At 42.2% G+C, this 26437-nt stretch carries 27 protein-coding genes; 4 read left to right on the top strand and 23 right to left on the bottom strand.

Annotated elements, in window-relative coordinates; genetic code table 11:
* Positions 1-343: 343 nt before the first annotated feature.
* The 12 genes from H7T92_RS02865 to H7T92_RS02920 all read right to left on the bottom strand — a co-directional run bounded on the left by H7T92_RS02865 (position 344) and on the right by H7T92_RS02920 (position 9166).
* Positions 344-643: a hypothetical protein gene (locus H7T92_RS02865; protein ID WP_201036977.1), complete on the bottom strand. Its 300-nt coding sequence runs from the start codon at positions 641-643 to the stop codon at positions 344-346.
* 18 nt (positions 644-661) lie between these two features.
* A complete protein-coding gene (locus tag H7T92_RS02870) occupies positions 662-1042 on the bottom strand; it encodes a type III secretion protein (RefSeq protein WP_201036979.1) in 381 nt (126 codons plus the stop codon).
* Positions 1021-2631, bottom strand: coding sequence for a lipase family protein (locus H7T92_RS02875; RefSeq protein ID WP_201036981.1), 1611 nt, complete (start codon positions 2629-2631; stop codon positions 1021-1023). The genes H7T92_RS02870 and H7T92_RS02875 overlap by 22 nt, the downstream gene beginning before the upstream one ends.
* Positions 2631-3014 carry a DUF1310 family protein gene (locus H7T92_RS02880; protein WP_201036982.1) on the bottom strand — a complete coding sequence of 128 codons (384 nt, stop codon included), beginning with the start codon at positions 3012-3014 and terminating at the stop codon, positions 2631-2633. Before H7T92_RS02880 ends, H7T92_RS02875 begins: the two co-directional genes overlap by 1 nt.
* A gap of 186 nt (positions 3015-3200) precedes the next feature.
* Positions 3201-3599, bottom strand: coding sequence for a DUF1310 family protein (locus tag H7T92_RS02885; RefSeq protein WP_201036984.1), 399 nt, complete (start codon positions 3597-3599; stop codon positions 3201-3203).
* A 107-nt stretch (positions 3600-3706) separates the two neighbouring features.
* Complete coding sequence (locus H7T92_RS02890; RefSeq protein ID WP_070448946.1) at positions 3707-4471, bottom strand: amino acid ABC transporter ATP-binding protein; 765 nt, start codon at positions 4469-4471, stop codon at positions 3707-3709.
* Positions 4472-4490: 19 nt separating this feature from the next.
* Positions 4491-5177, bottom strand: coding sequence for an amino acid ABC transporter permease (locus H7T92_RS02895; protein WP_070505347.1), 687 nt, complete (start codon positions 5175-5177; stop codon positions 4491-4493).
* Between the two features lie 3 nt (positions 5178-5180).
* Positions 5181-5873, bottom strand: coding sequence for an amino acid ABC transporter permease (locus H7T92_RS02900; protein WP_201036986.1), 693 nt, complete (start codon positions 5871-5873; stop codon positions 5181-5183).
* A gap of 66 nt (positions 5874-5939) precedes the next feature.
* The gene (locus H7T92_RS02905; RefSeq protein ID WP_049474424.1) at positions 5940-6818 is read right to left on the bottom strand and encodes a transporter substrate-binding domain-containing protein; all 879 of its coding nucleotides are present in this window, start codon (positions 6816-6818) and stop codon (positions 5940-5942) included.
* Positions 6819-6846: 28 nt separating this feature from the next.
* The gene (locus tag H7T92_RS02910) at positions 6847-7848 is read right to left on the bottom strand and encodes a uroporphyrinogen decarboxylase family protein (protein WP_070505346.1); all 1002 of its coding nucleotides are present in this window, start codon (positions 7846-7848) and stop codon (positions 6847-6849) included.
* Positions 7849-7946: 98 nt separating this feature from the next.
* The gene (locus tag H7T92_RS02915) at positions 7947-8147 is read right to left on the bottom strand and encodes a hypothetical protein (protein WP_201036988.1); all 201 of its coding nucleotides are present in this window, start codon (positions 8145-8147) and stop codon (positions 7947-7949) included.
* Between the two features lie 17 nt (positions 8148-8164).
* Positions 8165-9166 (bottom strand): uroporphyrinogen decarboxylase family protein, encoded by a 1002-nt coding sequence (locus tag H7T92_RS02920; RefSeq protein ID WP_375788253.1) that lies wholly within the window; start codon positions 9164-9166, stop codon positions 8165-8167.
* A 436-nt stretch (positions 9167-9602) separates the two neighbouring features.
* On the opposite strand from H7T92_RS02920, the gene H7T92_RS02925 reads away from it, so the two are divergent.
* Positions 9603-10460 carry a 5'-nucleotidase, lipoprotein e(P4) family gene (locus tag H7T92_RS02925; protein ID WP_201036991.1) on the top strand — a complete coding sequence of 286 codons (858 nt, stop codon included), beginning with the start codon at positions 9603-9605 and terminating at the stop codon, positions 10458-10460.
* A 58-nt stretch (positions 10461-10518) separates the two neighbouring features.
* On the opposite strand, the gene glmS is transcribed toward H7T92_RS02925, so the two are convergent.
* The 7 genes from glmS to H7T92_RS02960 form a co-directional block, all read right to left on the bottom strand.
* Positions 10519-12327, bottom strand: a complete 1809-nt coding sequence (gene glmS, locus H7T92_RS02930) for a glutamine--fructose-6-phosphate transaminase (isomerizing) (protein ID WP_201036993.1) — start codon at positions 12325-12327, stop codon at positions 10519-10521.
* 232 nt (positions 12328-12559) lie between these two features.
* Positions 12560-13945, bottom strand: a complete 1386-nt coding sequence (locus H7T92_RS02935; RefSeq protein ID WP_201036995.1) for a glycoside hydrolase family 1 protein — start codon at positions 13943-13945, stop codon at positions 12560-12562.
* 134 nt (positions 13946-14079) lie between these two features.
* Positions 14080-14775 carry a gamma-glutamyl-gamma-aminobutyrate hydrolase family protein gene (locus H7T92_RS02940; protein WP_061591283.1) on the bottom strand — a complete coding sequence of 232 codons (696 nt, stop codon included), beginning with the start codon at positions 14773-14775 and terminating at the stop codon, positions 14080-14082.
* A gap of 168 nt (positions 14776-14943) precedes the next feature.
* Positions 14944-16464 (bottom strand): ABC transporter permease/substrate-binding protein, encoded by a 1521-nt coding sequence (locus H7T92_RS02945; protein WP_201036996.1) that lies wholly within the window; start codon positions 16462-16464, stop codon positions 14944-14946.
* Positions 16457-17185: an ABC transporter ATP-binding protein gene (locus tag H7T92_RS02950; protein ID WP_201036998.1), complete on the bottom strand. Its 729-nt coding sequence runs from the start codon at positions 17183-17185 to the stop codon at positions 16457-16459. The genes H7T92_RS02945 and H7T92_RS02950 overlap by 8 nt, the downstream gene beginning before the upstream one ends.
* The gene (locus H7T92_RS02955) at positions 17178-18032 is read right to left on the bottom strand and encodes an SDR family oxidoreductase (RefSeq protein ID WP_201037000.1); all 855 of its coding nucleotides are present in this window, start codon (positions 18030-18032) and stop codon (positions 17178-17180) included. The genes H7T92_RS02950 and H7T92_RS02955 overlap by 8 nt, the downstream gene beginning before the upstream one ends.
* Before the next feature lie 17 nt (positions 18033-18049).
* Positions 18050-18499, bottom strand: coding sequence for a MarR family winged helix-turn-helix transcriptional regulator (locus H7T92_RS02960; protein WP_201037002.1), 450 nt, complete (start codon positions 18497-18499; stop codon positions 18050-18052).
* Positions 18500-18792: 293 nt separating this feature from the next.
* Here H7T92_RS02960 and cbiM point away from each other — a divergent pair, with 293 nt between their 5' ends.
* Genes cbiM through H7T92_RS02975 form a run of 3 tightly spaced genes read left to right on the top strand, consistent with a single transcriptional unit; the run spans position 18793 to position 21295 of the window.
* A complete protein-coding gene (cbiM, locus tag H7T92_RS02965) occupies positions 18793-19776 on the top strand; it encodes a cobalt transporter CbiM (protein ID WP_201037004.1) in 984 nt (327 codons plus the stop codon).
* On the top strand, positions 19769-20557 hold the full coding sequence (locus H7T92_RS02970) for an energy-coupling factor transporter transmembrane component T (protein WP_201037005.1): 789 nt from the start codon (positions 19769-19771) through the stop codon (positions 20555-20557). Before cbiM ends, H7T92_RS02970 begins: the two co-directional genes overlap by 8 nt.
* Before the next feature lie 12 nt (positions 20558-20569).
* Positions 20570-21295, top strand: a complete 726-nt coding sequence (locus tag H7T92_RS02975; RefSeq protein ID WP_201037007.1) for an energy-coupling factor ABC transporter ATP-binding protein — start codon at positions 20570-20572, stop codon at positions 21293-21295.
* Positions 21296-21349: 54 nt separating this feature from the next.
* Here the strand turns inward: H7T92_RS02975 and H7T92_RS02980 are convergent, their stop codons facing one another.
* From H7T92_RS02980 to leuS, 4 genes are all read right to left on the bottom strand, one after another.
* Complete coding sequence (locus H7T92_RS02980; protein ID WP_201037009.1) at positions 21350-21763, bottom strand: YjdF family protein; 414 nt, start codon at positions 21761-21763, stop codon at positions 21350-21352.
* Positions 21764-21904: 141 nt separating this feature from the next.
* On the bottom strand, positions 21905-23137 hold the full coding sequence (locus H7T92_RS02985) for an acyl-CoA thioesterase/BAAT N-terminal domain-containing protein (RefSeq protein ID WP_201037011.1): 1233 nt from the start codon (positions 23135-23137) through the stop codon (positions 21905-21907).
* 56 nt (positions 23138-23193) lie between these two features.
* Positions 23194-23649, bottom strand: a complete 456-nt coding sequence (locus H7T92_RS02990) for a MarR family winged helix-turn-helix transcriptional regulator (RefSeq protein WP_178894497.1) — start codon at positions 23647-23649, stop codon at positions 23194-23196.
* Positions 23650-23833: 184 nt separating this feature from the next.
* Entirely contained in the window at positions 23834-26335 is a 2502-nt protein-coding gene (gene leuS, locus H7T92_RS02995) for a leucine--tRNA ligase (protein ID WP_201037012.1), read from the bottom strand.
* Between the last annotated feature and the right edge of the window lie 102 nt (positions 26336-26437).

Raw genomic sequence — 26437 nt, forward strand, 5'->3', positions numbered from 1 at the left:
AATTTACATAATTTTAATTCATTCTTGAAAATTAGCAGACCAATTGGCTGCCGTTTGATTGTTTACATAATTTTAATTCATTTATTTAATAATAGCCCTACAGGCTAACAGTTTCTATTTTTCCTTTTATCAATTAGTTGTCTTAATTCTGGAAATAGCATATCACCATCTCCTTTCCACTATTGATCTTGTAAACCAGTAGGTTTTTCAACCTCTTTTTGTTTACATAAATTATTATAACGCAGACCAATTTCTTTGTCAACACTTTTTTACATAATTTTTTAAATTTATTAAAAAAATCTGGACGTCACTCCAGATTCCATATTTAAATGGATGTTCTTGGCTAGATAGATTTAAATTTCCCAGCTTTTTCTTGAATAGATATCTGTACATTTTTAGCAAATTGACCCACCATGGACTGATCCAGTTGCTTTCCAACGACCTGGACGTCTTCTTCGGCTACTGTTGTAATCCCAGTCAAGCCATCATTGTAACGTTTCTCAACTCCTGCCTTGCAGGTCAATAAAACGGGCGCATAGACAACACGGATTAAATCTTTTTCAAGTTTCTTTCGGCTTTCGATGATCCTCATCTTATCTTTCATATCTAAATCAAAGAAATCTTTGACTGGACTATCACCCATACTTCCTCCTCTTCTATACTATGAAACTTTATCTTGTGCAAACTCCTCTTCCAGTTGGTATCTATCTTTCCGGTAGGATTGCCATAAATTCTCTTCCTCGATTTCGATCTGTTTTAAGACTACATGTGCAGCTTCTCTAGCTTCGAGATCATACTCTTCGATACAGCGATGGAGGGACTCCCATCCACAACTGACATCAACCTCCTGCTCTTGTAAGAAGGAAGCTGCCATCAGATACTCTTCTTCCAGCATCTGGGTAAAGAGCTGCTGTTTTCTTTCCACTAGGCAACGCTTTTCATCTAGCTTCAAGCGCGCTTTGTGAAACTCTCTTTCCAAGTGATCTAGTTTCTTTTCCTTTTTCGAAAGAGTAGATGAAATTAATAAGCTAGTTGTTCCCACTGGTTCATTTCTCCTGCTATTTTTTGGTCTTTTGCTTTTAAGAGCTCAATTCCTGCATTCACTTGCTCGTTTAAAGCATGAAATTCATTTGATAAGGACTGATATGCAGCCAAACGGTTGTCGAATCTTTCTCTTACTTCAGTGACAACTGTTTGCCTTGTTGCACCAGCCTGTGCATAGGCCTCTTCTACTTCCGCAAGATTGAGAATGAAGCCTTTCGGAACGGTCTGTAATACTTTCTCTAAAGCTTCTAAATCTGTATCCAGTTGTGCCTTAGATTTCTGAGCTTGCTCCAGCCCTTCATCCACTACTCGAATCAGCTCATCAGAAGCCAAGCGTGCCTGCAAAGCATCAAGATAAATCCGTTCACTTGAGCTCAGTCCACCACCTGTTTTTTGCAATTTATCCTTTAGGCGATAGTAAACCTTCATCCGCTCTTCAATGATTTCCTTCCGAGTGATGGCTTCCGTTCCCTTTTCAAGAACTAAATTTCCATTCTTATCATAGATATAACCATGCATCATATGCTGTCGGCCTATATCTTTCAGATTCTTCGTTTTGAGGTGCTTAACAATCCCACTAGATTCCTTGCTTCCAGAATCCTGATAACCCAAGCTAACCAAATCTTTATGGTCAATGTGATTGTAGATTTTGTACTTCAGCGAATCTATACGCGCTTTTTGCTCGGGTGTTAAGATGGAATAGGCATTAGGACCATTGTATAGATGGACAGTCCCAATATGAGACGCTTCTTCTTCCGTCAAGCAGGCAAGCGCATACTGAATATTCATAGACCCCAGAGAGTGACCGTATAGATCGATCTTGGCATTGGGGTATTTTCGGATCACCTCTTTCAAATGAGCTGCAGCATCTTTAAATTGCGGAGGCGGGAAAGTACCTCTATCTTTGTTGTACTCTTTTAAAATGGTAGCCCCAATAAATAATGGAAACTTTGCTTGACTATCAATTAGAATATCCGTTCCCATACCATATAGATTTGCTTTCGCCTCACGATAAGCATTTGTTATTGGATTACTTCTAATACTCTTGACAAAGCTTTTTACATTATTTCCAACATTTTTATCGAGTAAACTAAACGGATAACTAATAAGCTCCGAAATATTAGAATCGGCAGTTTCATCCCTTTTTTTCAAATTCTCCTTAATCTTATCTCTGGTGAATCTTTTCGCATAATCTGTCGCATAGTTCGCCGCTCCATTGGGACCAAGAATGTTAGAAGCAGCAGGCAAATCTGTCTTTACCCAATCCGTAAATGTATCATGGAGTAATTCTTGTGTACTTGTTTCAGTTTCAGATCCCTTCATCAAAACTGTCACGTCATGGATCTGGGCACGCGCATCATCTGAAGCAGTATAGGGGACTGCTTTTTGTTTTTCGCCTTGTTGGCCATTGTTAGTAAGAACGAAGACCTGCTCCTCATTGTCATTTACATTATCATAGATGTGAGCGACATTGCCAATGTATTCTCCAGTTTTCAATCGTACATCTTGATTATAGCTTTCTATCTCATACTCTTTATACGCAATTTCTTTCTTTATTTCATCTGAAAATGATTTATCAAAAGCCATTATTTACCCCTTAATTCATCTGATAATTCTCCTGAGATGACATAACCATTTTGTTCAAATTTGCCATCTGATTCCTCTGTTAAAGTTGTTGTAATTGTTAGGTTATTATCATCATTGATTATAACTTTTATTATTAATCCTCCCATTGGATTATACTTCAATGAATTTTCATTTATCTTGTAACTTTTTATAACTCCTTTATCTGTAAATGCGTTTGGATCTTCTTGCCTTAATAAATTTTCAATCACATCTTTTGCTTTCTTACTCTCTGCAATTTGAATCATTTCTTGTTTTTTGGCAGATTGTCCATTAAAAAAGCTACAGCCTCCTATGCTCAAGCTAAATACTACCATTATCAACACAATTAATTTACTTTTTTTCATTTCTTCCCATTTCTTTCTCTAGTTTTCTTAAAATTTATTATACAAAATTCCATCAACGTCTGAAATGTTACTTTTGTTAAAAAATGTTGCTAAATCATTACAAGCACTAGCTATTGATGTAACATACCAACTTTGATTCAGAAATGTTTCTATTTTCCTATATTAGGGGTATTTACCTGAATGAGTTTATTTCCCAGTCTTTTCTGCTTTACTTAACAGATCACTTAATTTTGCTGAAATACCGTAACTACCTGCTTCGAACTGTCCTGAATCTTCCATTTGAACAGTCGTATCGATCGTTAACTTTTTATCGCCATTGATAACGAGAGAGACATTCATGCCTCCCATTGGATTGTATTCCAATTCACCTTTTATCAGGGTATAGGAGTGAATGACTCCTTCTGAAGTGAAAGCTTTAGGATCGATACTGATTAACAAGTGTTTTATCGCTCGCTCCATTTTCGTGCTTTCTGCAATCTGAATCATTTCCCTTCTCTCAGCAGCTTTATCCGTAAAAAGACTGCAACCTCCTAGAAATAAAGTCAGTAAAAATAGTAGCATTAATCTTTGTTTTTTATCAGTCATATTTCCCTCTCACTTATATTATTCGTAATGATTTCTAAAAAATGACCCAATTTTTAAAAATTTTTTCCAGATCCTAAAAAACACACCCTTACTGGGTGTGTCTCCTGTTAAATCATATATTCGACGCTATAAGTGGCATCGGATAAAATCCGTGAAAGGAATTGTTTGGTTCGTTCTTCTTTTGGACTGTTGAAGAATTCATGAGGTTCGTTTTCTTCGATGATGTGTCCGCCATCCATAAAGATAACGTGGTTAGCCACATCACGCGCAAAGCCCATCTCATGGGTTACGACAACCATGGTCACTCCTTCTTGGGCCAATTGCTTCATGACATCTAAGACATCACCGACCAACTCTGGGTCTAGCGCTGAAGTCGGCTCGTCCAGCAAGATCACGTCTGGTTTGACCGCGATGGCACGCGCGATTCCGATCCGTTGCTGCTGACCACCTGACAATTGAGAAGGATAGTAATCCTTGTAAGCGAGGAGACCAACTTTTTCAAGGGCTGATTCTGCCCGTTGGATAGCTTCTTCTTTTGGAATCTTACGAGCTACAACCAGGCCTTCTAAGATATTTTCAAGTGCTGTTTTGTTGGCAAATAGATTGTAATGCTGAAAAACAAAGGCTGTCTTTTGACGAATTTCTAAAATTTCCTTTTTGCTGAGTTTTGAGAGGTCATATGCTTTTCCACCTAGGGTTAGGTGGCCTGTATCTGCCTTTTCTAAGTGATTGAGGCAGCGAAGGAAGGTTGTTTTTCCTGATCCAGATGGACCCAAAATAACGACGACATCCCCTTGGTTGACCTTGAGATTAACATCTACCAGGACTTGGTGGTCCTTAAATTTTTTCGATACGTGTTCTACTTCTAACATCTTCTTATTTCTCCTTCTTCTATGCGAGTGTCAGGCGTTTTTCCAAGAGGTTGAATCCCCACTGAATCACCCCACAAATGATAATATAAAGAATAAAAATCACGAGATAGGATTCAAAATATTGATAACCATAAGAGGCTTCGACCTTGGCAATGGCGGTGATATCCTTGATCGTCATGACAAAGACAAGGGAAGTTCCTTTGACCAAGTTGATGACCAGGTTACACAAATTAGGAAGGGCTGAACGCAAGGCTTGAGGAAAAACAATTCGGATATAAGCTTGGCGGTTGGTCAAACCAATGGCTTGCGCTGCTTCTAGCTGGCCCTTATCCACAGTCAGAATAGCTGACCGGAGAATTTCTGCAAGACTCCCCGTTGTCATCAAGCTAAAGATGATAAAGGCATAGTAAATGGGATTGATCTCAAAGACATTAAAGTGACTGCCTATGCTCTTAAAAAAGCTATTCAAGAGGCTAGGAAAGAGACTATAAAAGAAGAGAATCAAGAGAATCGGAGGCGTCGCGCGAATAAAGGCTAAGTAAACCACTGAGAAACTGCGAACCCCTTTGACCTTATAGATCTGACCGAGCGCCAAAAAGAGGGCTGGAAAAAAACTCAAGAGAATCGATACGACCATGATCAGAAGGGTCACTGGAACACCACCCAAGGTGGCTAGAAATGTTTTACTAATAAAATTGAAATCCATAAGCTACCTTTCTGTTACGCTGAGTCGTTTTTCAAGCAATTGAGCGGAGAAGGAGATCACAAGAGCAATTCCCCAGTAGATCACTGCTACGGCTGTATAAGTCTCGAGGGAATCATTCCCAAGGTTGCGACTGATCAAGTTGTTTCCTGCTCCCATGATATCGATAAAGCCAATGGTATAAGCCAAAGCGGCATCGCGCATGAGGTTCAAGATGGCCGTCGTCATATTTGGAAGAGCCACACGAAAGGCTTGGGGAAGGACAATCCGCCAAATGGTCTGAGCTGGTGTCAATCCGATACTCAAGCCCGCTTCCATCTGGCCTTTGGGAATGGCCAAATAGGCTGCCTTGAAGACCTCAGAGATCATCGCCGCAAAGAGAAGAAACATGGCCACAAGGACAAAGACAAACTTGGACCAGTGGTCAATATCAATGCCCAACCACCAGTTCAAAAATTGGGGTAGTCCATAAAAGACCAAAAAGAGCAAGACAATCGGAGGGGTACAACGCAAGGTAAAGACATAGCCTTTTGCCAGACCTGCTCCTACCTTCTCTTCTGATACTTGTGCCCAAGTCAAAACCAAGCCAAATGCAGAACCAAGAAGCGTCGTTAACACCATCAAAGCTAAGGTCGCTGGTAGAGCTTGGACCAAGGTTGGAAGAAATGACCAGACCTTGGAAATGTCGTATGAGACCATGTTTCTTTTCCTTTCTGTATCCGTATAGAAATAAGGAAGCTGGGGCTATGCGCACCCAGTTCCATCTTATTTCTCTTTATCTACATAACTGAAGACATCTTCACCGAAATATTTTTTCGACAATTTCGCAAGCGTTCCATCTTTTTCCAATTCTTTGATGGCCTTGCTGTATTCTTCCGCAAATTTTTCGTTTTTCTTATCCTTATGGATCAATGGATAAGTTGGAATTCCTTTGTAGGCAAACCAGCTGAGTTTGTCTGCGTATTGGTGGTAAGAACCATCTTTATCTGTGACAGCTTTTTCAAAGGAAAGTTTGATGTCAAAGAAGGCATCGTAACGACCTTCAAGTACCCAAGCATAAGCATCTGCGACTTTGAACGATTCGGCAGCTGTTAATTCGATTTGTTGGTCCTTATGCTTTTCATTGTATTCTTTAATAACATTCCATTGCGCATTTTGTGGTGAAATTGGAACTAATTTCCCTTTTTCTTTCGCAAAGTCATCAATGTTCTTGTATTTATCCGCATCTTCTTTTCGTACGGTAAATCCGATGATACTTGCTCCGATTGGTTCTTTTGGAATGATAAATTTCTTGGCGCGTTCTTCGGTATACCAAGCTCCTTTGGTTCCGATATCATACTTACCAGATTCTAGACCGATCAAAAGGTCATCGTCACTTGTTCCAGTGTACTCAAACTTGTAGTCTGGTAATTTTTCGTCAATAGCTTTGAGCACAGCTACTTCATAACCATCTGATTCTCCTTTTTCATCGACGAAATCGTACGGTACATAGTTTTGCGTGTGGGCTACTTTCAAGGTTGTTACCTTGTTCGATCCCGTTGAGCCTTTGCTGTCGTTTGCATGGTTCAAGCTCCGTCCAAGAATGGTTGCACCTGCAATGGCAAGAACGGCCACCCCACCGATAATCCATGTTTTTTTACTCATACTCTGTTCTCCCTGATTCTATTTTTTCTTATTCTGCTGCAGCTTCACGAACCCATTCGATTCGCTCTTCATCAATGTCACTTGGAATCGTACAATCCGCACCGATGACCAAGCCTGTGGTTCCAGTTTCTGCGATGATGCGTTTAGTTTCTGCTTGAATCGCAGCCTTGTCTCCTGTATAGAGAAGACCATTTTTGCCATTTTCAAAGCCACCAAGAACCGTACGTCCACCGAAGATTTCGCGTCCTTCTGCTAGGCTGATTCCTTCTGGTCCAACTGCCCAGTTAATGACTTGAGCTGGGTAGTCTGTGAAGAGATGGATATCATTGCGAGCCCCTTCGTAGCCACAGATATGAAGGATATTTACCCCACCTGCTTCATTGGCTGCTTCTAAGACATGGAGTTCACTCGGTGCAATACTATTTTTATAAACTTCTTGGCTCACGCGCGCATCTTGGATACTTTGAACACTGAGGTAGATCCCGTCTGCTCCTGCTTCTTTAATGATGCGTTGGCTCAAACTTGCAATATCTTGACCAATCGTATCCAATACTTTTTTAAGGGTTGCAGCATCTTGATCGATGAAGTTTGCGATCAAGTCATCTCCTCCTGAAACTTCTCCGACCAACCATTTAAAGTAAGTTACTGGAGCAAAGATATTGTAGATGGCTACAATGTCCTCTTCAAAACCGGCACGGATTTTTTTCACAAGCTCTACCTGCTCTGTGATCCATGGATGATCGGCTCCGAGAGGTTCAATTCCTGCTAAGTCAGAGATGTTTTCAAGGCCTTTGTGAATGGCTGGATTTGGATAAGCAAAGTAACCATCGCTCATAAGTTTAACAAAGTCTGGTTGGACCTTGTGAAGGAAGTTTTGATGACCCTTCAGGTTTTTTTCAATAATTTCAGGATTTGAAAATCCTTTTAGCCACTCTTCTTCTGTCGTGAAATGGTGCCAAAATCCAACTGGCACACGATCAACTGCTTCTCCTTTAAAAGCTTTTAACACTAATTCTCTTTTTGCTGACATGTTCTTACCTCGTTCCATCTTTTCTTGTTTGTTATCTTATCACTTCAATTATGCTTTGACTAATATATATTTTTTATCAAGCTCTTCATCTTTTTTTATCACTGATCTTCAAGAAGTAAAATTCCTGCTATATCAGATGGGCGAAGGAGAGAGAGACTATGGGCTGGAATTTTCTCCAATTTTTCGATGTCCGGATCTTTCCGTACAATCCCATGACTGCTTGCTGCAGTAGCTTTTGCGAGTCCTAGGACTAAGAATAAAGCTACCAGCCCCATACACCACACATGAATCTTTTTCATCTCCCTCTCCTTTCTTCTTACAATACAGCTGCTTGACGTACCCAATCTAAGCGTTCCAATTGGAAATCATCTGGCACGGTACAGTCTGCCCCAAGGATCAAACCACGACTTCCCGCTTCTGCGACCAAGCGACGGGTTTCTTGCTCGATAGCTGCTCGTTCCCCTTGGTAGAGCAAGCCTTTCTTGCCATTGACAAAGCCACCTAGGACAGCACGATCCCCAAAGAGCTTGCGACCTGCTGCTAGGCTCAGGCCTTCATGATGGGTCGCCCAGTTAATGACTTGAGCTGGATAATCCTTGAAGAGGTCCACTTCATTGCTGGCTCCTTCAAAGCCGCAAATATGAAGGATATTGATGCCCCCCGCTTCATTGGCTGCTTCTAGGACAGCGATGTTGCTTGGCTCAATGATCTTGCGGTATTCTTCCTCTGTCACACGCTCATCTTGGACCTGCTGGGTTGAGAAGTAAATCCCTTCCACTCCTGCTTCTTGGATCAAGCGGCGACTAAGAATGGCGATATCACCTGCGATGACATCAAGGACATGAGCTAAAGTTTCTGGCTCTTCCTTGATAAAGTCTGCAATCACTTGGTCTCCACGGGATTGATCCGTACGGAACCAACGTTTCAAATAAGAAATGGGCGAGAAGATATTGTAGAAAGAAGCAATCTCTTCATGGAAATGGGAACGAATCTCCTTGACCACTTCAATCTGTTTTTCAATCCAAGGATGATGCTCTCCAATCGGATGAATGTCCTTTAATTCTTGGATCGATGTGATCTCTCTCGAATAAAGAGCACTCGGATAGCGGAAGAAGCCATCGCTCATAATCTTGACAAAATCAGGTGATATTTCTTCAACATAGTGTTGGTGTCCTTTGATACTCTTTTCAAGTACGGCTGGATTGTCTAGCCCCAATTCTTTTTCTTCTTGTGTCACATAATGGAGCCAAAATCCTACAGGGATTCGCTCTACTGCTTCGCCTCGAATGGCACGAAGAACCAATTCTTTTTTACTCATACTGTACATCCTCCTCATCTTTTCTCCAAAAGAAAGATTGACTGCTTTCCTTCTGGAATTTGTAACCATGATATCACCTCGAAAAGTAGCTGACTAATATATTTTCCCTATCAAGGCCTTAAAATTTCTTTATTAAGAAAGGTATTAAAAAAACTCAAGTCCTTGAAAATAGGGACTTGCGGGTATCTTTCTCTATTCTTTCATTTTAGAAGAAAAGGACCGCTTTGATCTTTTCTTGATCCGGTTATAGCATAAAACTATACCCCTTCTTTTAAGCTGAAAAATGGCATCTATTTAGGTGAAAAAGCCCTTCATATCAACATTTCTTTCTTCCTATTCATTTTACCATTCCCTGGATCCCCTTCTCCTCTTTCTTGTCATGCAAGATTGAAAGGAGTATAATTTTTGTAGAATAATTTTAAGGAGTGTACGGTTTATGAAAACAACAAAAACCACCTTTACCATCGTTTCTGCTCTTGCTTCTGTCATTTTACTGACGAGTTGTGGAAGCAACACCACTAAAACGCAAGAGACAAAAGCAAGCAGCACTAAAAATCAGGTGACGATGACCTATGATCAACAGCGCTCACAAGAAAATACCATGTCTGTCCTCTGGTACCAAAAGGCAGCAGAAACCAAGGCTTTGTATTTACAAGGCTACAATGTCGCTACTGACCGTTTGAAAGAGATCCTCCAAACTCCTTCTGATAAGCCTTATTCCATCGTCTTGGATTTGGACGAAACTGTTTTAGACAACAGCCCTTACCAAGTTCAAAACGTCAAAGATGGTACGGCCTTCAATCCTAAAGATTGGGATGTTTGGGTGAAAAAAGCAGCCGCAAAAGCGGTGCCAGGTGCCAAAGATTTCCTTCAATATGCGGATCAAAACGGGGTTCAAATCTACTACATTTCTGACCGTACAACCTCTCAAGTAGATGATACCATTAAGAACCTTGAAAAAGAAGGCATTCCTGTTCAAGGACGTGACCACCTCATGTTCTTAGAAGATGGCGTCAAATCAAAAGAAGGCCGTCGCCAAGCTGTGCAAGCAAAGACCAATCTTGTCTTGCTCTTCGGGGACAACCTGGTCGACTTTGCAGACTTCTCTAAGACCTCTGAAGCTGATCGCGACAAGAAATTGGACGAATTGCAAAAAGAATTTGGTGAAAAATTCATCATCTTCCCAAATCCAATGTATGGATCATGGGAATCTGCTGTTTACCAAGGTAAAAAACTAGATGCCAAGGGACAAACAGAAGAACGCCTCAAAGCCTTGCAAGGTTTTGATAAATAAAGCAAACATCCTCGCTAGGAAAAACCTAACGAGGATGTTTTTTTCTATATAAATAATTTTATTCAACTGTTACAGACTTAGCAAGGTTTCGTGGTTTGTCGATATCAAGTCCACGATGAAGGGTTGCAAAGTAGGCAATCAATTGAGTTGGCACCACCATTGAGATTGGAGAGAGGTAAGGGTGAACCGCTGTCAAGACCAAATCATCTGTCTCTTTAGCGACATTTTCTTCTGCAATGGTTAAAACATGAGCCCCACGTGCTGCCACTTCTTGGATATTTCCACGTGTATGGCTGGCTAGGACTGGATCAGACAAGAGAGCAATGACCGGTGTACCGTCTTCGATCAAAGCAATGGTACCGTGTTTCAACTCACCCGCTGCGAAACCTTCACATTGGATGTAAGAAATTTCTTTTAGTTTCAGACTGGCTTCCATGGCAACATAGTAATCTTGGCCACGTCCGATATAGAAAGCATTGCGGGTTGTTTCCAACAAGCCACGGACTTTTTCATCGATCACTTCTTTTTCTGAAAGAGTTGATTCGATCGATTGGGCAACGATAGACAATTCGTGCACCAAATCAAAGGCTTTGGCCTTTTCATTGTCATTGGCTTCTCCAACAGCTTTGGCAAGAAAGGCAAGGGCTGCGATTTGAGCCGTATAAGCCTTGGTGGAAGCGACCGCAATTTCAGGACCCGCATGGAGCAACATAGTCATGTCTGCTTCACGTGAAAGAGTTGATCCTGGAACATTGGTTACTGTCAAGCTTGGAATGCCCATTTCATTGGCTTTGACCAATACCTGACGACTATCAGCTGTTTCACCAGATTGGCTGATAAAGATGAAGAGTGGTTTCTTGCTGAGAAGTGGCATACCATACCCCCACTCAGATGAAATACCGAGTTCTACTGGGGTATCCGTCAACTCTTCCAACATTTTTTTAGACGCAAATCCAGCATGGTAAGAGGTCCCAGCCGCAAGGATATAGATGCGGTCTGCTTCTTGAACAGCCTTGATAATAGCTGGGTCTACTACTACTTGACCAGATTCATCTGTATAGGCTTGGATCAACTTACGCATGACAGTTGGTTGCTCATCGATTTCCTTGAGCATGTAGTATGGGTAAGTCCCTTTTCCAATATCAGAAAGGTCGAGTTCAGCCGTGTAGCTAGCCCGTTCTTTGACGTTGCCATCATAGTCTTGCACTTCAACGCTGTCAGCCTTGACAATGACCAACTCTTGGTCATGGATTTCCATGTATTGGTTGGTTTCACGAATCATGGCCATGGCATCAGAGCAGACCATATTGTAACCATCGCCAAGACCGATCAAGAGTGGTGATTTATTTTTTGCCACATAGATCGTGCTTGGATCTTCCGCATCCATCAAAGCAAAAGCATAGGCCCCACGGATGATGTGGAGGGCTTTTTTGAAGGCTTCGAGCGTAGATAAGCCATCTTCTTCAGCAAATTTTCCGATCAAGTGGGCTGCGATTTCTGTATCTGTTTGCCCCTTGAAATGGTGACCTGCTAGGTATTCTTCCTTGATTTCAAGATAGTTTTCAATGACCCCGTTGTGGACCAAAACAAAGCGACCTGTTTCAGAGCGGTGTGGGTGAGCATTGTCCTCAGTTGGTTTTCCATGAGTGGCCCAACGGGTATGTCCAATCCCAGCTGTCCCTTCGACACCTTCTGCCTTAGATGACAATTCTGCAATACGGCCAACTGCCTTTACCAATTGGCTCTTGCCTTCACTAGCCAGAAAAACACCCGCAGAGTCATAGCCTCGGTATTCGAGTTTTTCAAGTCCTTGAATCAAAATATCAGTAGCATTTGTATTTCCTACAACACCAACGATTCCGCACATAGTTTTTACGATATAGCCTTGCTATACTTTCCCCTTTACTTAGTCAAACGACCCATGGTCGATTTCTCAGTTACTTTAAAATTGGTCTAGTCTAATTTGACCAAAAAGCAACCAGCGGAGTCAGTATACAATGCTTCTTCCAGTTTGTCAACTAGGAAATTCAAGAAAATTGGTCTAGTTAAGGGAGGGTTAAGAAAAACCTATCAACATCTTGGTTGATAGGTTGCTTTTTCTACTCTTCAAATCCATTCCGCTGACTCAACTTACGGAACCAATGACCAGATTTTTTGAGGGTTCGTTTTTGACTTTCGAGCTCCAACTCAACTAAACCATAGCGGTTCTTGTAGCCATTGAGCCATGACCAGCAGTCAATAAAGGTCCAGATCAGATAGCCTTTACAGTTGGCACCATCTTGAATAGCCCGGTGGAGCTCGCGAAGATGGTCTTTGACAAAGTCAATCCGGTAATCGTCTTGGATCACTCCATCCTTGCGAAATTTTTCCTCTCCTTCAACTCCCATCCCGTTTTCGGTCAGGATCCACTCGATATTGCCATAGTTTTCCTTGATATTTTGGGCAATGTCATACAAACCTTGCTCATAGATTTCCCAACCTCGGTGGGGATTGATCTTGCGTCCTGGCATGACATAGGGTTCATAAAATTGTTCAAAGAGTAAGGGAGATGCTGGATTTGGAGCATAACGAGGAGCTGCTACACGGAGTGGCTGGTAATAGTTAACCCCTAGGTAATCCACCGTATTTTCCTCGATCAAGCGCAATTCAAAGGGATCATAATCCGGTAAGAGATCACGCTCCCGTAGGATCTCCACTAATTCTTCAGGATAATGACCAAGAACAGATGGATCTAAAAAAGATTTGGCTTGAAAGAGCTCGGCAATACGCGCAGCTTTCACATCTTCTGGATGCTGGCTCCGAGGATAGGCTGGTGTCAAATTGAGCACAATCCCGATACGGTAATTAGGATTCACCTCATGACAGGCCTTCACTGCTAGAGAGCTTGCTAACTGGGTGTGGTAGGCTACTTTTACAGCTGCTGCTGCGTCTACCTTATGAGGAAAATGGGCATCATAAAAATAACCAAATTCTACAGGGACAATAGGTTCATTAAAGGTGATCCACTGATCGACCAGATCTCCATAGGTCTTGAAACAAAAACGCGCATATTCCTGGTAAGCATAGGCGGTTTCTTTATTTTCCCAACCATCCCCTTGCTCTTGAAGAGCCATCGGTAAATCAAAATGATAGAGGTTGACCAAGAGGTGAATCCCTTTTTCTTTAATCTTTTCAAAGACACGGCGGTAGAACTCAACACCTGCTTGATTGATTTCCCCTCGTCCTTCTGGGAAAATACGTGACCACTGGATAGAGGTTCGAAAGGCAGTGTGGCCGGTTTCTAACAAGAGGTCCAGATCTTCTTCCCAGTGTTCATAAAAAGTCGATGTTTTCTCTGGTCCTTGCCCTTGATAAAAGCGGTTGGGCTCGATCCTATACCAGTAATCCCAGAGATTGTCTCCCTTTCCATCCTGGGCTAGACGCCCTTCTGTTTGAGGGCCCGAGGTCGAACTCCCCCATAAAAAATCCTTTGGAAATTGATACATGTCCTAATCCTCCTCATTCTACTAGCTCTATTGTAGCGCATCCTCCTCCAAAACCTAGTCACAATTTACAGTCTTTCTTACGCAGATTAAAGAAAAAGCCCCTTAGGAAAAATTCCTAAGGAAACTGGTCCTCTTTACAATTGAGTCACGACATATTCAAAGAGCTTGCGATCTGCTAGGCTCTTGTCAAAACGCAATTCCGGATGCCACTGAACGCCGAGGAAACGACTCTCATCTGTGGATTGAACGGCTTCTATGATGTCATCTTTAGGATCCCGCGCGATCACTTCTAAACCATCTGCCAAGTCTTTAATACTTTGATGATGGAAAGAATTGATGCGACTGGTCTTACCATAGATCTCTTGCAGGATCGTCTGATCCTTGGTCACCAACTCTTGGCTGGTGTACTGACCTGGATTGTCCTGCCAGTGGTGTTCAATGTCTTGATGCAGAGTTCCCCCTAGAGCGACATTATAGAGCTGGGTCCCACGGCAGACGGTAAAGATAGCTTTTTTAGCCGCACGCGCTTCTTCAATCAAGGCCAACTCAAAGAGATCGCGTTTCAAGAGATAGTCATCACTATCGATGGTGATTTCTTCTCCGTAAAACTTGGGCAAGACATTTTGTCCGCCGGTGATGATGAGCTTATCGATCATCGATAGGTAGTCTTTGGCCAAGGCCGCATCTCCAATTGGCAAAATCAAAGGAATCCCTCCTGCCTCTTTGACCGCTTCGACAAAACCAGTCGCCGCATAACTCATATTCGCGTCTGGATCATCCGGGAAGGGTCTTTCATTTCCTGTAATTCCAATTACTGGCCGTTTTTTCATACTTTTTTCCATATACTTTCATTCATTTTCAAGGCTTATTGTAACACAATTTTAAGCCAGACTCAATGGAGATTTTTTTGAAGAGAAGGTCTTTCCCTCTACCCCAAAAGCATTTAAAATTGCTTTCTATCAAAAAATCCTCAAGTGTGAAGACTTGAGAATGGTTTGTTAATTTTTGATAAATCCTTCTTTCACCAAAAAGTCACGCGCTACTTTAGCAGCAGGCTTACCTTCTACTCCGACTTGGTAGTTCATCTGGCTCATCTGGGCTTCCGTAATTTTACCCGCCAACTTGTTCAGAATGCCTTCTAATTCTGGATGTTTCTTAAGGAGAGCTTCTTTCATGAGGGGCGCCCCTTGATAAGGTGGAAAAAGTTGCTTGTCATCTTCAAGGACCACCAGGTCATAACGAGCCAGCTCGGCATCCGTTGAGTAGGCATCTGTTATCTGGATATCACCAGACTGGATAGCCTGGTAGCGAAGGGCTGGCTCCATGGTGGAGACTTGTAGATGAAGACCATAGACCTTCTGCAAGCCCTTGTTTCCATCCTCTCGGTCATTAAACTCGAGCGTAAAGCCTGCCTTGAGTTGTCCTTCCACCTTTTTCAAATCGGAAATGGTCTTGAGGCCATACTCTTGGGCAATTTTCTTAGGCACTGCGACAGCATAGGTATTTTGATAAGCCATAGGTTTGAGCAAGGCTAGGTCGTCTTGTCGCTTGATCCCATCTCGAGCAGCTTTGTAGACTGCTTCTGGATCATGACTGACTTGTGGTGCTGGCTTGAGGAGACTTTCGGTCACGGTCCCTGTAAACTCTGGATAGATAGCGATATCCCCTTTTTTTAGAGCTTCATAGAGGAAGGTGGTCTTGCCAAAATTCGGTTTGACAGTCACTGTCATATCCGTATTTTTCTCGATCAAGATCTTATACATATTGGCGAGAATTTCAGGTTCAGGACCCAACTTCCCAGCAATGACCAGATTTTCTTTTTTCGGTTTGGGAAGAAGACTTGGCGTATAAGAAGCTCCTAATCCAATAACCATCACAGCAAAGGCTGCAAAGATGGTCCGCAATTTGGCCTTTTCCATCCATTTGAGAAGAAGGTTAAATGCGATGGCTAAGAAGGCAGAAGATAGGGCACCGATCAAAATCAGACTGGCATTATTGCGGTCAATCCCTAGGAGGATAAAGGAACCGAGTCCCCCAGCTCCAATCAAGGCAGCTAGGGTAGCTGTCCCAATAATCATCACAGCTGCCGTGCGAATCCCAGACATAATGACGGGCATGGCCAAGGGAATCTCGAACTTCTTGAGTCGCTCCCACTTGGTCATCCCAAAGGCGATTCCTGCTTCTTCAAGGCTTGGATCAATCCCCTGTAAACCGGTGATGGTATTTTGAAGGATCGGGAAAATGGCATAGATGACAAGAGCTGTTAAGGCCGGAAGCGTCCCGATTCCCATAATAGGAATGAAGAGGCCCAAAAGAGCCATGGAAGGAATGGTCTGGAAGATCCCAGCTATCTGTAAAACCCAGTTGCTTGTTCTTTTGTGGATACTCAAATAAATAGCTAGAGGAACAGCTAGAAAAATCGCAAGGAGCAAGGTCAGTAATGACAGTTGCAAATGTTGCCCCAGTGCAGCGAGCCAGTCCCCAAAGCGTTCTTGAAAGGTTGCAAGTAGTTTAGACATGGTGAGCACCTCCAAATAGATCTGCGACAAAGTCGTTGGCTGGCTGGGCAAGAATGGTCTCAGAATCCGCTACCTGTACAATCTCTCCTTCTTGCAGCACTGCAATCCGATCCCCTAATTTTAAGGCCTCGTCCGTATCATGGGTTACGAAGATGGTCGTCATGCCGAATTCTTTGTGCAATTCTTTGGTAAGAGCCTGCAACTGCTTACGGGAGATGGCATCCAAGGCTGAAAAAGGTTCGTCCATCAATAAAATCTTTGGTTCCCCAATGATAGCTCGCACAATGCCAATCCGTTGTTGCTCTCCACCAGATAGCTCGCTTGGTAAACGATGGGCATAATCTGCAGGGGGCAGGCCTACCTTGTTCAAGAGTTCTTCTGTTTTAGAAGCGATTTGCTCCTTGCTCCAGCCCTTCATCTCAGGAATAAGAGCTATATTTTCCGAAACCGTCAAGTTTGGAAATAGGGCAATGGCTTGAAGGACATAGCCGGTACTGAGACGTAACTCCCGTTCATCATAGCCCTTGATACGTTTTCCATCCATATAGATATTGCCATCAGTCGGCTCCAAGAGACGATTGACCATCTTGAGCATGGTGGTCTTTCCAGATCCTGAAGGACCCACTAGCACCATAAATTCTCCATTTTCAATGCGGAGATTGACATCTTTTAAAATATCCTTTTCTGTATAGCGCAAGGCTACATGTTTGTATTCAATCATATTTTTCCTCAATAAGTTTTCTGTCTCTTAGAATATCCAATAGGCTGCTTGCTGGATGCCCTAGGACTTTTTCGACATCTGTAGAAACCCCAGCTTGTTCTCCAGCTTTAATCGCTGTATAGGTGCTGACCCAGGCATCGTACTCCCATGTTTGTGCTGGCCATTTTTTCCGTGACTCATAAGCTTCTTCTACTGATTCATCCACATACGTGATGGTTTTACCGCTCTCTTTTGAGAGGAGCGCTACGATTTCTTCCATGGAAAGGTTCTCTGGTCCTGTTAGATTCAAGGTTTGGTTTTCCCATTTCTTAGCATGTGAGAGAATCTCCGCTGCAACACTAGATGTGTCCTTACGGGCAACTGCTGAAACCTTCCCACTTCCTGCTGGACCACGAATCTCTCCATTTTCAAGTGCAATATCAATCAAGAAATCCAAATAAAAATTGTCTCTCAAAAAAGTATAGGTGAATCCTAATTCCTTGATATAGGCTTCCGTCTGGGCATGATCTCGAGATAGGGTAAAAGTTGCCTTCTCATCTGCCCCATAAAAGGAGGTATAAACGATATGTTGCACTCCTGCTAGCTTTGCGGCATCTAAAAAGTCCTTGTGCTCTTTGACACGCTCTGGATTTTCCCGAGCAGAGACCATCAATAAGACATCGATACCCTTTAAGGCCTCAACCACCTCTGGAGTATTGGCATACACCATCTTACGAATTTCCGCTGACGCGTAGACTGTTGCCCGCTCTGGACTTCTTGCCAGATGGATAGAAGCAATTCCTTTCTGATCTATGAGATCAGCTACATAAGAACCTAATTTTCCTGTTACACCTGTCATACCAATCATAAGCATTTTCCCCTCTACTATAATTCACTCTCTTTAGCTTTTAGATTTGAGATTATCCGCTCTTGATAGGCTTCAAATTCTCGGATTTCTTGATCAGAAAATCCTTGATAAAAAATCTCTCCCAGCTCTTTGCTGACACGGTCTCCAATTTCTTTTTGCGCCCAACCGAGGTCTGTCAAAGAGATATATTTTTTCCTTTTATCTTGCGTGCAAGGTTGAATCGTAACCAAGCCTTGTTCTTCCAATTTCTTAACCATACTGGTCAATGTATTATTAGCTAGCCCCGTCGCAAGAGCGATATCTGTCGCAGTAGCGCACCCCAACTCTTGCTTCCACAAAATCGTTAAAATTTTTCCTTGTTCACTTCTGTATTGAGCATCTGGTTCCTTGCTCAAGAGTTTTTGAAAGATACGCCCGTTTAACAAACGAATCTGTAGAGCTTGATAGCCCCCTTGCATCTTGTCCATTTTGTCTCCTTTTTATTTCTATATCGAAATATCAAAGTCATTGTACCATTGCTTATTACATCTGTCAACTATTTCGATATAGAAATAGTATTTTTTTGACAAGTGGCTCTTCAAAGGATTCTTGCACAGCTCCAAATGACCAGACTTTTTTACCCCTTTTACACAAACTTCTTTGGAATACGGTCAAAAATTCGCTATAATAGTAACAAATGTTAAACTCCTTTTGTAACGACACTTGGTTTTACGATGTGGTAATCTGTTAACTGTATGATAGAAAGATCGGAGTATTTGTGATGCATATCCCAGATAATTATTTGAGTCCTGCAAGTTGTGCCCTCTTAGCTGTAGCGGCTGCCCCTGCGATTGGCGTATCCATTGCCAAAGTCAAAGTTCAATTAAAGGAAAATAAAGAGTTGGCCCCTATGCTTGGCGTCGCAGCCTCTTTATCCTTCTTGTTAATGATGTTTAATGTTCCAGTTCCAGGGGGGACAACGGCACACGCTGTCGGTGGTGCCCTGCTGGCCATCCTGATTGGTCCCTATGCAGCTTCCCTAGCCTTATCTGTCGCCTTGATCCTCCAGGCCTTCTTATTTGGAGATGGAGGAATTCTAGCCCTTGGAGCCAATATCTTTAATATGGCCGTTGCCATGCCTTTTATCGGCTATGGGATTTACAGTTGGTTCCGCAAACACCATCATGAATCTCTTGGAGTGATCGTGGGTTCCTATGTTGCCATCAACGCCGCAGCTCTCTTAACAGGGATTGAACTTGGCTTGCAACCCTTAATTGCATCTGAAGCTGGACAACCCCTCTACAACCCTTATGGATTAGAAGTCACGATTCCTGCCATGATGGCTGCCCATCTTGTGGTCGCCGGCTGGGTCGAAGCCTTCTTCACCTATGTGATTTACCGCTTTGTCAAACAAGTGGCCCCATCTGAATTGTATACACCAAGTAGCAAAAATACGACTTCATTTGTCAAAAAAATCCGCTGGGTCCTCTTGGGTCTGATCGTTTTGAGCCCTCTCGGTCTCCTAGCAGAAGGAACGGCTTTTGGAGAATGGTCTTCTGAAGAATTAGGATCCTTGCTCAAGGGAAAAGTCCCAGCTGGTATCAAAAATGGATTTTCTTTTGAAGCCTTGTTCAGTGATTACACCATTCCTGGAACTAAAATTGCGATTGGCTATATTCTATCAGCCATTACAGCTGTTCTCATTTTCTATATCATTAGCAAAATGATTCGATCAATAAACGGAGCAAAAACTTCTCATGCGTAAACTTCCTGACTGGCTCCTTCAAGAGCAAACGACTCTAGAAGCATCCAAAAGCCATCACTATTTACAAATGAACCTTCACACATTGCGCCATTTTCTTGGCAAAATGAAACAAACGACACCCGCATTCAAGGCCAAAACTTCCTCTTGGATGCGGCTTGTTTACTTTTTAACCCTAGCCATTCTCATTACAACAGCCCACCATACGATCCAGCTCTGGATCCTCGGTATCCTCTTACTACTTCACATTGCTATGCTTCCAGGAGAAGCCCTTCTTCACCTGTTTAAGGTCCTCGTCAAGGTCCTTCTTTTCTCTGCCATTGTGATTTTACCGAGTATCTTATTTCAAGGATTTCAAAATGGTGGACTCTTTTTGTTACGTGCAGGGATCATTGTTCTCAATATTTCTCTCTTCTTAGCCACTACCACAAGCGTCCAACTGGTGGATGCCCTAAGGCAGTTGCATGTCCCAAAGACCTTTGTCCAGACCATTGATATTACGCTAAAATATAGTTATATTTTAGGAAAACACCTTCACCAACAAATCGAGTGTGTCCAACTTCGAACCGTTGGTCAAAAAGTGAGCCTCCATCTTTTTGGCTCTCTGCTGGGTCTCTTGTATCTCTCAACAAAGAACCATACCAAAGAGGTCTACGAGGCCATGTTGCTGAGAGGATATGGCATGGACAGGAAACAAAAAGAGCCCTTCTGTTGGAAAAAAGAAGATGGCCTTTTACTACTGGAATTAGTCTTCCTTATTGCCGTCACCACTCTATTCCGTTAGAAAGGATAGCTTATGATTACCATTCAAGATGGAAATTACCATTACACAGATGAGATTGGAATCCACGATATCCAACTACAGATCAAGCAAGGAGAAACGATCGCTTTGATGGGACCAAACGGAGCGGGAAAATCCACACTTTTCAAAATTCTGGTTGGACTTTTACCCCTGTCTTCTGGTCAATACCACTTTAAGGATTGGACGATAGATGACACTTTCTTAAAAGATCCCCATCGTGCTGGTCAGTTATTTCAACAGGTGGGGCTTATTTTTCAAAATAGCGATACGCAACTCTTCAACACAAGCGTCTATGATGAACTCGCTTTTGGCCCACGTCAACTCGGCTTAGCTGCAGTTGAAATCGACCAACGCGTCAATGACACACTGGCTCTTTTAGAGATTGAACACCTGAGAGATCGCATTCCCTACCATCTCTCCGGAGGGGAGAAGAAGCTAGTCGCTATCGCCAGTGTCCTCACTATGAATCCTAGTCTCTTGCTTTTTGATGAGCCTTTTAACGGCCTCTCCCCCAAATACCAAAAGCTGATCATCGCCTTACTCCAAGATCTCAAAACAGCAGGAAAAACAATTGTGATTTCCTCCCACCATTTCGACCAAATCGCTCCGATTGTGGAACGGGTTCTGCTTTTTTCAGAGGAACACACCATTACAGGCAGCTACGATCGAGCTGATTGGGAACATCATCCAGATATTCAACAATCGTTTTCGACATGTTAAAAAGCCTCGGTAGGGTTCTTCCTACCGAAGCTTTTTTGATGAAAGAGATAAGGGTTAATGTCCTTTATGCTTGTCTCTTCGTTTTTGCTGTTTGCGTTCGAATTTCTCTTGTTTGAGCAATTGTTTTTGGACACTAGATTGATGTTTTGAAATCTTTTTCCTTTCCTCATACTGCGACTGCAATAGTTCTTTCGACTTGGAAGAAATTTTCTTCTTTACTTGTTTCTTCACAGTTCGCTGTAATCGTTTAGGATTCTTGATTTTTACATGTTGCTTAACTGTAGCTTCTGGACTAAAAGATAAATGAGTAAACTGAGTCTGTAACATCTCTAGAATTTCATCATCTTTTGGCTCCTGACCAAATGTCACACGACAAACTTGATAAGTTTCTCGATACACTTGTTCGAACAAACCATGCCAAAATCCATCTTCAAAATAAACTGTCAATCCAATTGAAATTGTTTCCACGACAGCACCTCCTTAAATCTATCCCTAAGAATGGACAACCAAGGAGGAAGGTTACTGATAGGCTTGCCTACGTCTGGACTACCAACCAGAACTGTGTTTTTATCTTAGTTGGAACTATTATAGCATATTTATAATCTATTTTTATTTCTTCTTCAAATGCCTATCAAAAAAATGAATCGTAGCTAGCCAAGAATCCTTACTCTCTCTCATCAATAAACGCCAATCTTTTCGATAACGGTGATTTGGTTGATAAGCCACTGTCAACATGTGACCTGTTTCATGATATTTTTTAAATGTAATGTGGTGTCCTTTATAATCTGAGACAATATCATCAATTGCTGACGAGGCATCCCATATTTCATCAACAGTACTTCCGAGCAATAAGATAGGTGAATGCATTTGACCAATATCTATCTTAGCAGTACGATCTTTAGGGAAGCTTTTTCTAAAAAGTTTGCTAAACAGATAATCTCTAAGTCGAAACTTTTGATAGGGAAGTTCTCTTTGCAAATACGTCCAAGAAGAAGTATGGGAGTTCCATTTCCCTTTTATCCCTTCATACACCACATCAGAGGGTGAATTTAGTACCAAACATTGAACGTCATTAAAAATGCTCTCCTCAGCTAAAACTAACTCTGCTCCCTTAGACCGTCCATAGATTCCAATTCTTTCACTATCTACTTGATGATGCTGACGTAGATAATCCTTTGCTTCCACAAGGCACTCTAAAGGAATACGTTCCAAATGTTTTGGCAACCCCTCTAAACCAAAGTAGGCAACTGCTAGGCAAATATAACCTCTAGAAGATAGAAGCTGAGCTATATTCTGTGCCTTTTCAATCCTTCCTTCACTACCGCTCACAATAATCAATGCTGGTGCTTTTATTGCCTTTTGATCATAAAAGAGTCTCCCTTGAAAATGTTTCCCGTAAATATCTTGATGACTAATTTGCGAACTCATGTAATGTCTTGTGAAAGTTCTCTCTGCAATGACAGTACTTCCTTGCATAATTTTGACTTCCACAAAAAAATGATCTAATAAGGGAATTTTAGAAAGAGAGTTTGACAGTTTCTTTTCCTTATTGGTCAAGGGCTTGGCATTAAAGAATAACCCCATTATTGCAATATCTTCATCAGAGCCAGAACAAGATGGAGTTTGTGAAATATCAATAATACCATTCATATCCGATACAAAAGTCGCTGTTGATTTCCATAAGACATCATGAGCTAATAGCATGGGAGCATTGATACAATAATAATCGGATAGAAACATTTCGACTCGATATGTTTCTCTTGGTTTTAAGCCATCGATGACAATATTAAAAGATTCGTCTGCTAAATCAGACTCTGAAATCAGTTCAATTTTTATATTCATATCTTCCTCTTTTTGTTAATATAATTAACAATATAGTTTTAAAATTACCGTGATTTTTACCACGGTAATTCTTGCCATACCTTTTCAACATCATCCATCAATTTCATAATCATTTGAAGGTCCTTTTCACTATAGTTATTTAAAACTGAAAAAATGGCTGTCTCTATATATTCTTGCTGTTCTTTATGAATGTTAAAAACGTCAACCCCTTTTTGGGATAATATCAGATATTTATTCTTTTCATTATCCGATGCAAATTCAAAAGCAACGAGGTCTTTCTGGGTTAAACGTCTAACACTCTGAGTAATGGCACTCCTAGATACTTCAAGTAACTCAGATAATTTCACTAGATTCACAGGCTGATTGCGGCCTATCAGGTCGATCAAATGGACTTCATTAATAGTGATTGATTTATCAATACTGTTCCTATGCTGAGCTTTTTTCAACTGTTCAAAAGCTAAAGCAAAGCTGTTAAAACGATTATTAAACTTATGCAGTTCTTTCTTATTCATAACGCCCCTCTTTTGTTAATGATATTAACAAAAATACTATTTGTTGTCAAGCTGAGCCTAAAAAATCCTCCAAAGCTTAGCTCTGAAGGACTTTTAAATTTATTTCACAACAATATTTACAAGTTTGGTTGGCTTCAATAGTCCAGTGGACTATTGAAGGAGGCAGATATGGCTAATAAACTCGTTATTTAACGACAATATTCACGAGCTTATTCGGTACCGCAATCACTTTCACAATTTCCTTGCCATCGATCTCTGCTTTGACTTTTTCGTCAGCGAGAGCGACTTCTTGCAATTCTTCTCGTGATAGGTCTTTAGCGACCATGAGTTTAGCACGGACTTTACCTTTGATTTGGACGACGATTTCAATTTCGTCTTCAACCAATTTGCTTTCATCCCATGTTGGCCAAGCTACATAAGAGATAGACTCACCTGTTGCTGCGACTGTTTGCCAGAGTTCTTCTGCCAAGTGAGGCGCAAATGGGGCTATCAATTGGATAAAGCCTTTGGCGTAATCCACATAGAGTTTGTCTTCCTTATTCGCCGCATTGACAAAGACCATGAGCTGAGCAATGGCTGTGTTGAATTTCATCGACTCTATTTGCTCAGTGACAGCCTTAACAGTTTCGTTATAAACCTTGTCAAGAGCGCCATTGTTTTCCGCAACGATTTCTTTACTTGTAATCAAACGGTAAACACGGTCAAGGAATTTACGGCTTCCTTCCAAACCTTCTTCTGACCAAGCGATAGAAGCATCTAGTGGTCCCATGAACATTTCATAGACACGAAGGGTATCCGCACCGTATTGTTCCACCACATCGTCTGGGTTAACCACGTTCTTGAGGGATTTAGACATCTTGGCTGGTGCTTGCTCCAACTCTTCGCCTGTTTCCACATGGAAGAAGGAACCATCACGTTTTTCAACCTTGTCAGTTGCCACAAGAGCACCACGGTGGTCACGGTAGCTTGTTCCTAAGATCATTCCTTGGTTAAAGAGTTTTTGGAAGGGCTCTTTAGTCGGTACAACACCAAGGTCATAGAGGAATTTGTGCCAGAAACGAGCGTAAAGCAAGTGGAGAACAGCGTGTTCTGCACCACCCACATAGATATCGACTGGCAACCATTGTTTGAGGAGGTCCTCATCGGCTAATTTCTCAGTGTTGTGTGGATCGATATAACGGAGGTAATACCAGCTTGAACCTGCCCATTGTGGCATAGTATTTGTTTCACGACGACCTTTAACACCATCTTCACGAGTCACTTCAAGCCAGTCTGTCAAGTTCGCCAATGGGCTTTCTCCAGTACCTGAAGGGCGTATGTCCTTGGTTACTGGCAAGACAAGTGGCAATTCACTTTCTGGAACAGCTGTTGAAGTTCCATCTTCCCAATGAATAATTGGGATTGGTTCACCCCAGTAACGTTGACGGCTAAAGAGCCAGTCGCGGAGACGGTAGGTAACCTTTTCTTGACCAAAGCCTTTTTCTTCTAGCCAAGACACGATTTTAGCAATCGCTTCTTCTTTGTTGAGACCGTTCAAGAAGTCAGAGTTGACGTGAAGTCCATCTTCTGTGTAGGCAGCCTCTTCAACGTTCCCACCTTCAAGTACTTCTACGATTGGAAGACCAAACTGTTTAGCAAATTCCCAGTCACGTTGGTCATGGGCAGGTACGGCCATAACAGCACCTGTTCCGTAGCTGGCAAGAACATAGTCCGCAATCCAGATTGGGATTTCTTTACCATTGACAGGGTTGACGGCATAAGCACCAGTCCAAACCCCTGTTTTTTCCTTAGCAAGGTCTGTACGAGCCAAGTCTGATTTAAGGCTAGCTTGGTGTTTGTAGTCAGATACAGCCTCAGCTTGTTCAGGTGTCGTGATAGCATCTACTAGTTCATGCTCAGGCGCTAAGACAGTGAAGGTCGCACCAAAAAGAGTATCTGGACGTGTCGTAAAGACGGTGAATTCCTTGTCTGTTCCTTTTACTTTAAAGGTGACATTGGCACCAGTTGATTTCCCAATCCAGTTGCGTTGCATGTCCTTGATAGACTCTGGCCAGTCAAGGTCATCCAAGTCCGCCAACAAACGTTCCGCATAGGCCGTGATTTTAAGCATCCATTGGCGCATTGGTTTGCGGACAACCGGATAGCCACCACGCTCAGATGTTCCATCTGGAAGAACTTCTTCGTTGGCGATAGCTGTTCCTAGTTCCTCAACCCAGTTGACTGGCACTTCCGCTTCATAGGCCAAGCCTTTTTCGTAAAGCTTAGTGAAGATCCATTGTGTCCACTTGTAGTAGTTCGGATCTGTCGTATTGACTTCACGGTCCCAGTCGTAAGAGAAGCCAAGCGCATTGATTTGGCGTTTGAAGTTAGCAATGTTTTCTGCTGTGAATTCCGCTGGGTCATTCCCTGTATCCATAGCGTATTGCTCTGCAGGCAAACCAAAGGCATCCCATCCCATTGGGTGAAGGACATTGTAGCCTTGGGCACGTTTGAAACGGCTGAGGATATCAGTCGCTGTGTAACCTTCTGGGTGTCCTACGTGAAGACCCGCTCCAGATGGATAAGGGAACATGTCCAATGCATAAAACTTAGGTTTTGAAGCATCTGTTCCTGTCTTAAAGGTGTGATGGTCAGCCCAGTATTTTTGCCACTTAGGCTCGATTTCTTTATGATCGTAAAAACTCATAGCGTCTCTCCAATTTTCGTGATGCTCCTATTATACCATTTTTAGGCGATTTTTAAAGGTTCAGACAAAGAAAAAGACAGGTCCCATATGGGACCTGTCTTT

It is taken from the genome of Streptococcus parasanguinis, assembly GCF_016648855.1.
GTDB classification, from domain to species: Bacteria; Bacillota; Bacilli; order Lactobacillales; family Streptococcaceae; genus Streptococcus; species Streptococcus parasanguinis_L.

Excerpts from the sequence above, each read along its gene's own strand:
- H7T92_RS02865 (WP_201036977.1), bottom strand. The coding sequence starts at position 643 with ATGGGTGATAGTCCAGTCAAAGATTTCTTTGATTTAGATATGAAAGAT.
- H7T92_RS02875 (WP_201036981.1), bottom strand. The coding sequence starts at position 2,631 with ATGGCTTTTGATAAATCATTTTCAGATGAAATAAAGAAAGAAATTGCG.
- H7T92_RS02880 (WP_201036982.1), bottom strand. The coding sequence starts at position 3,014 with ATGAAAAAAAGTAAATTAATTGTGTTGATAATGGTAGTATTTAGCTTG.
- H7T92_RS02885 (WP_201036984.1), bottom strand. The coding sequence starts at position 3,599 with ATGACTGATAAAAAACAAAGATTAATGCTACTATTTTTACTGACTTTA.
- H7T92_RS02890 (WP_070448946.1), bottom strand. The coding sequence starts at position 4,471 with ATGTTAGAAGTAGAACACGTATCGAAAAAATTTAAGGACCACCAAGTC.
- H7T92_RS02895 (WP_070505347.1), bottom strand. The coding sequence starts at position 5,177 with ATGGATTTCAATTTTATTAGTAAAACATTTCTAGCCACCTTGGGTGGT.
- H7T92_RS02900 (WP_201036986.1), bottom strand. The coding sequence starts at position 5,873 with ATGGTCTCATACGACATTTCCAAGGTCTGGTCATTTCTTCCAACCTTG.
- H7T92_RS02905 (WP_049474424.1), bottom strand. The coding sequence starts at position 6,818 with ATGAGTAAAAAAACATGGATTATCGGTGGGGTGGCCGTTCTTGCCATT.
- H7T92_RS02910 (WP_070505346.1), bottom strand. The coding sequence starts at position 7,848 with ATGTCAGCAAAAAGAGAATTAGTGTTAAAAGCTTTTAAAGGAGAAGCA.
- H7T92_RS02915 (WP_201036988.1), bottom strand. The coding sequence starts at position 8,147 with ATGAAAAAGATTCATGTGTGGTGTATGGGGCTGGTAGCTTTATTCTTA.
- H7T92_RS02920 (WP_375788253.1), bottom strand. The coding sequence starts at position 9,166 with ATGAGTAAAAAAGAATTGGTTCTTCGTGCCATTCGAGGCGAAGCAGTA.
- H7T92_RS02925 (WP_201036991.1), top strand. The coding sequence starts at position 9,603 with ATGAAAACAACAAAAACCACCTTTACCATCGTTTCTGCTCTTGCTTCT.
- glmS (WP_201036993.1), bottom strand. The coding sequence starts at position 12,327 with ATGTGCGGAATCGTTGGTGTTGTAGGAAATACAAATGCTACTGATATT.
- H7T92_RS02935 (WP_201036995.1), bottom strand. The coding sequence starts at position 13,945 with ATGTATCAATTTCCAAAGGATTTTTTATGGGGGAGTTCGACCTCGGGC.
- H7T92_RS02940 (WP_061591283.1), bottom strand. The coding sequence starts at position 14,775 with ATGAAAAAACGGCCAGTAATTGGAATTACAGGAAATGAAAGACCCTTC.
- H7T92_RS02945 (WP_201036996.1), bottom strand. The coding sequence starts at position 16,464 with ATGTCTAAACTACTTGCAACCTTTCAAGAACGCTTTGGGGACTGGCTC.
- H7T92_RS02950 (WP_201036998.1), bottom strand. The coding sequence starts at position 17,185 with ATGATTGAATACAAACATGTAGCCTTGCGCTATACAGAAAAGGATATT.
- H7T92_RS02955 (WP_201037000.1), bottom strand. The coding sequence starts at position 18,032 with ATGATTGGTATGACAGGTGTAACAGGAAAATTAGGTTCTTATGTAGCT.
- H7T92_RS02960 (WP_201037002.1), bottom strand. The coding sequence starts at position 18,499 with ATGGACAAGATGCAAGGGGGCTATCAAGCTCTACAGATTCGTTTGTTA.
- cbiM (WP_201037004.1), top strand. The coding sequence starts at position 18,793 with ATGCATATCCCAGATAATTATTTGAGTCCTGCAAGTTGTGCCCTCTTA.
- H7T92_RS02970 (WP_201037005.1), top strand. The coding sequence starts at position 19,769 with ATGCGTAAACTTCCTGACTGGCTCCTTCAAGAGCAAACGACTCTAGAA.
- H7T92_RS02975 (WP_201037007.1), top strand. The coding sequence starts at position 20,570 with ATGATTACCATTCAAGATGGAAATTACCATTACACAGATGAGATTGGA.
- H7T92_RS02985 (WP_201037011.1), bottom strand. The coding sequence starts at position 23,137 with ATGAATATAAAAATTGAACTGATTTCAGAGTCTGATTTAGCAGACGAA.
- H7T92_RS02990 (WP_178894497.1), bottom strand. The coding sequence starts at position 23,649 with ATGAATAAGAAAGAACTGCATAAGTTTAATAATCGTTTTAACAGCTTT.
- leuS (WP_201037012.1), bottom strand. The coding sequence starts at position 26,335 with ATGAGTTTTTACGATCATAAAGAAATCGAGCCTAAGTGGCAAAAATAC.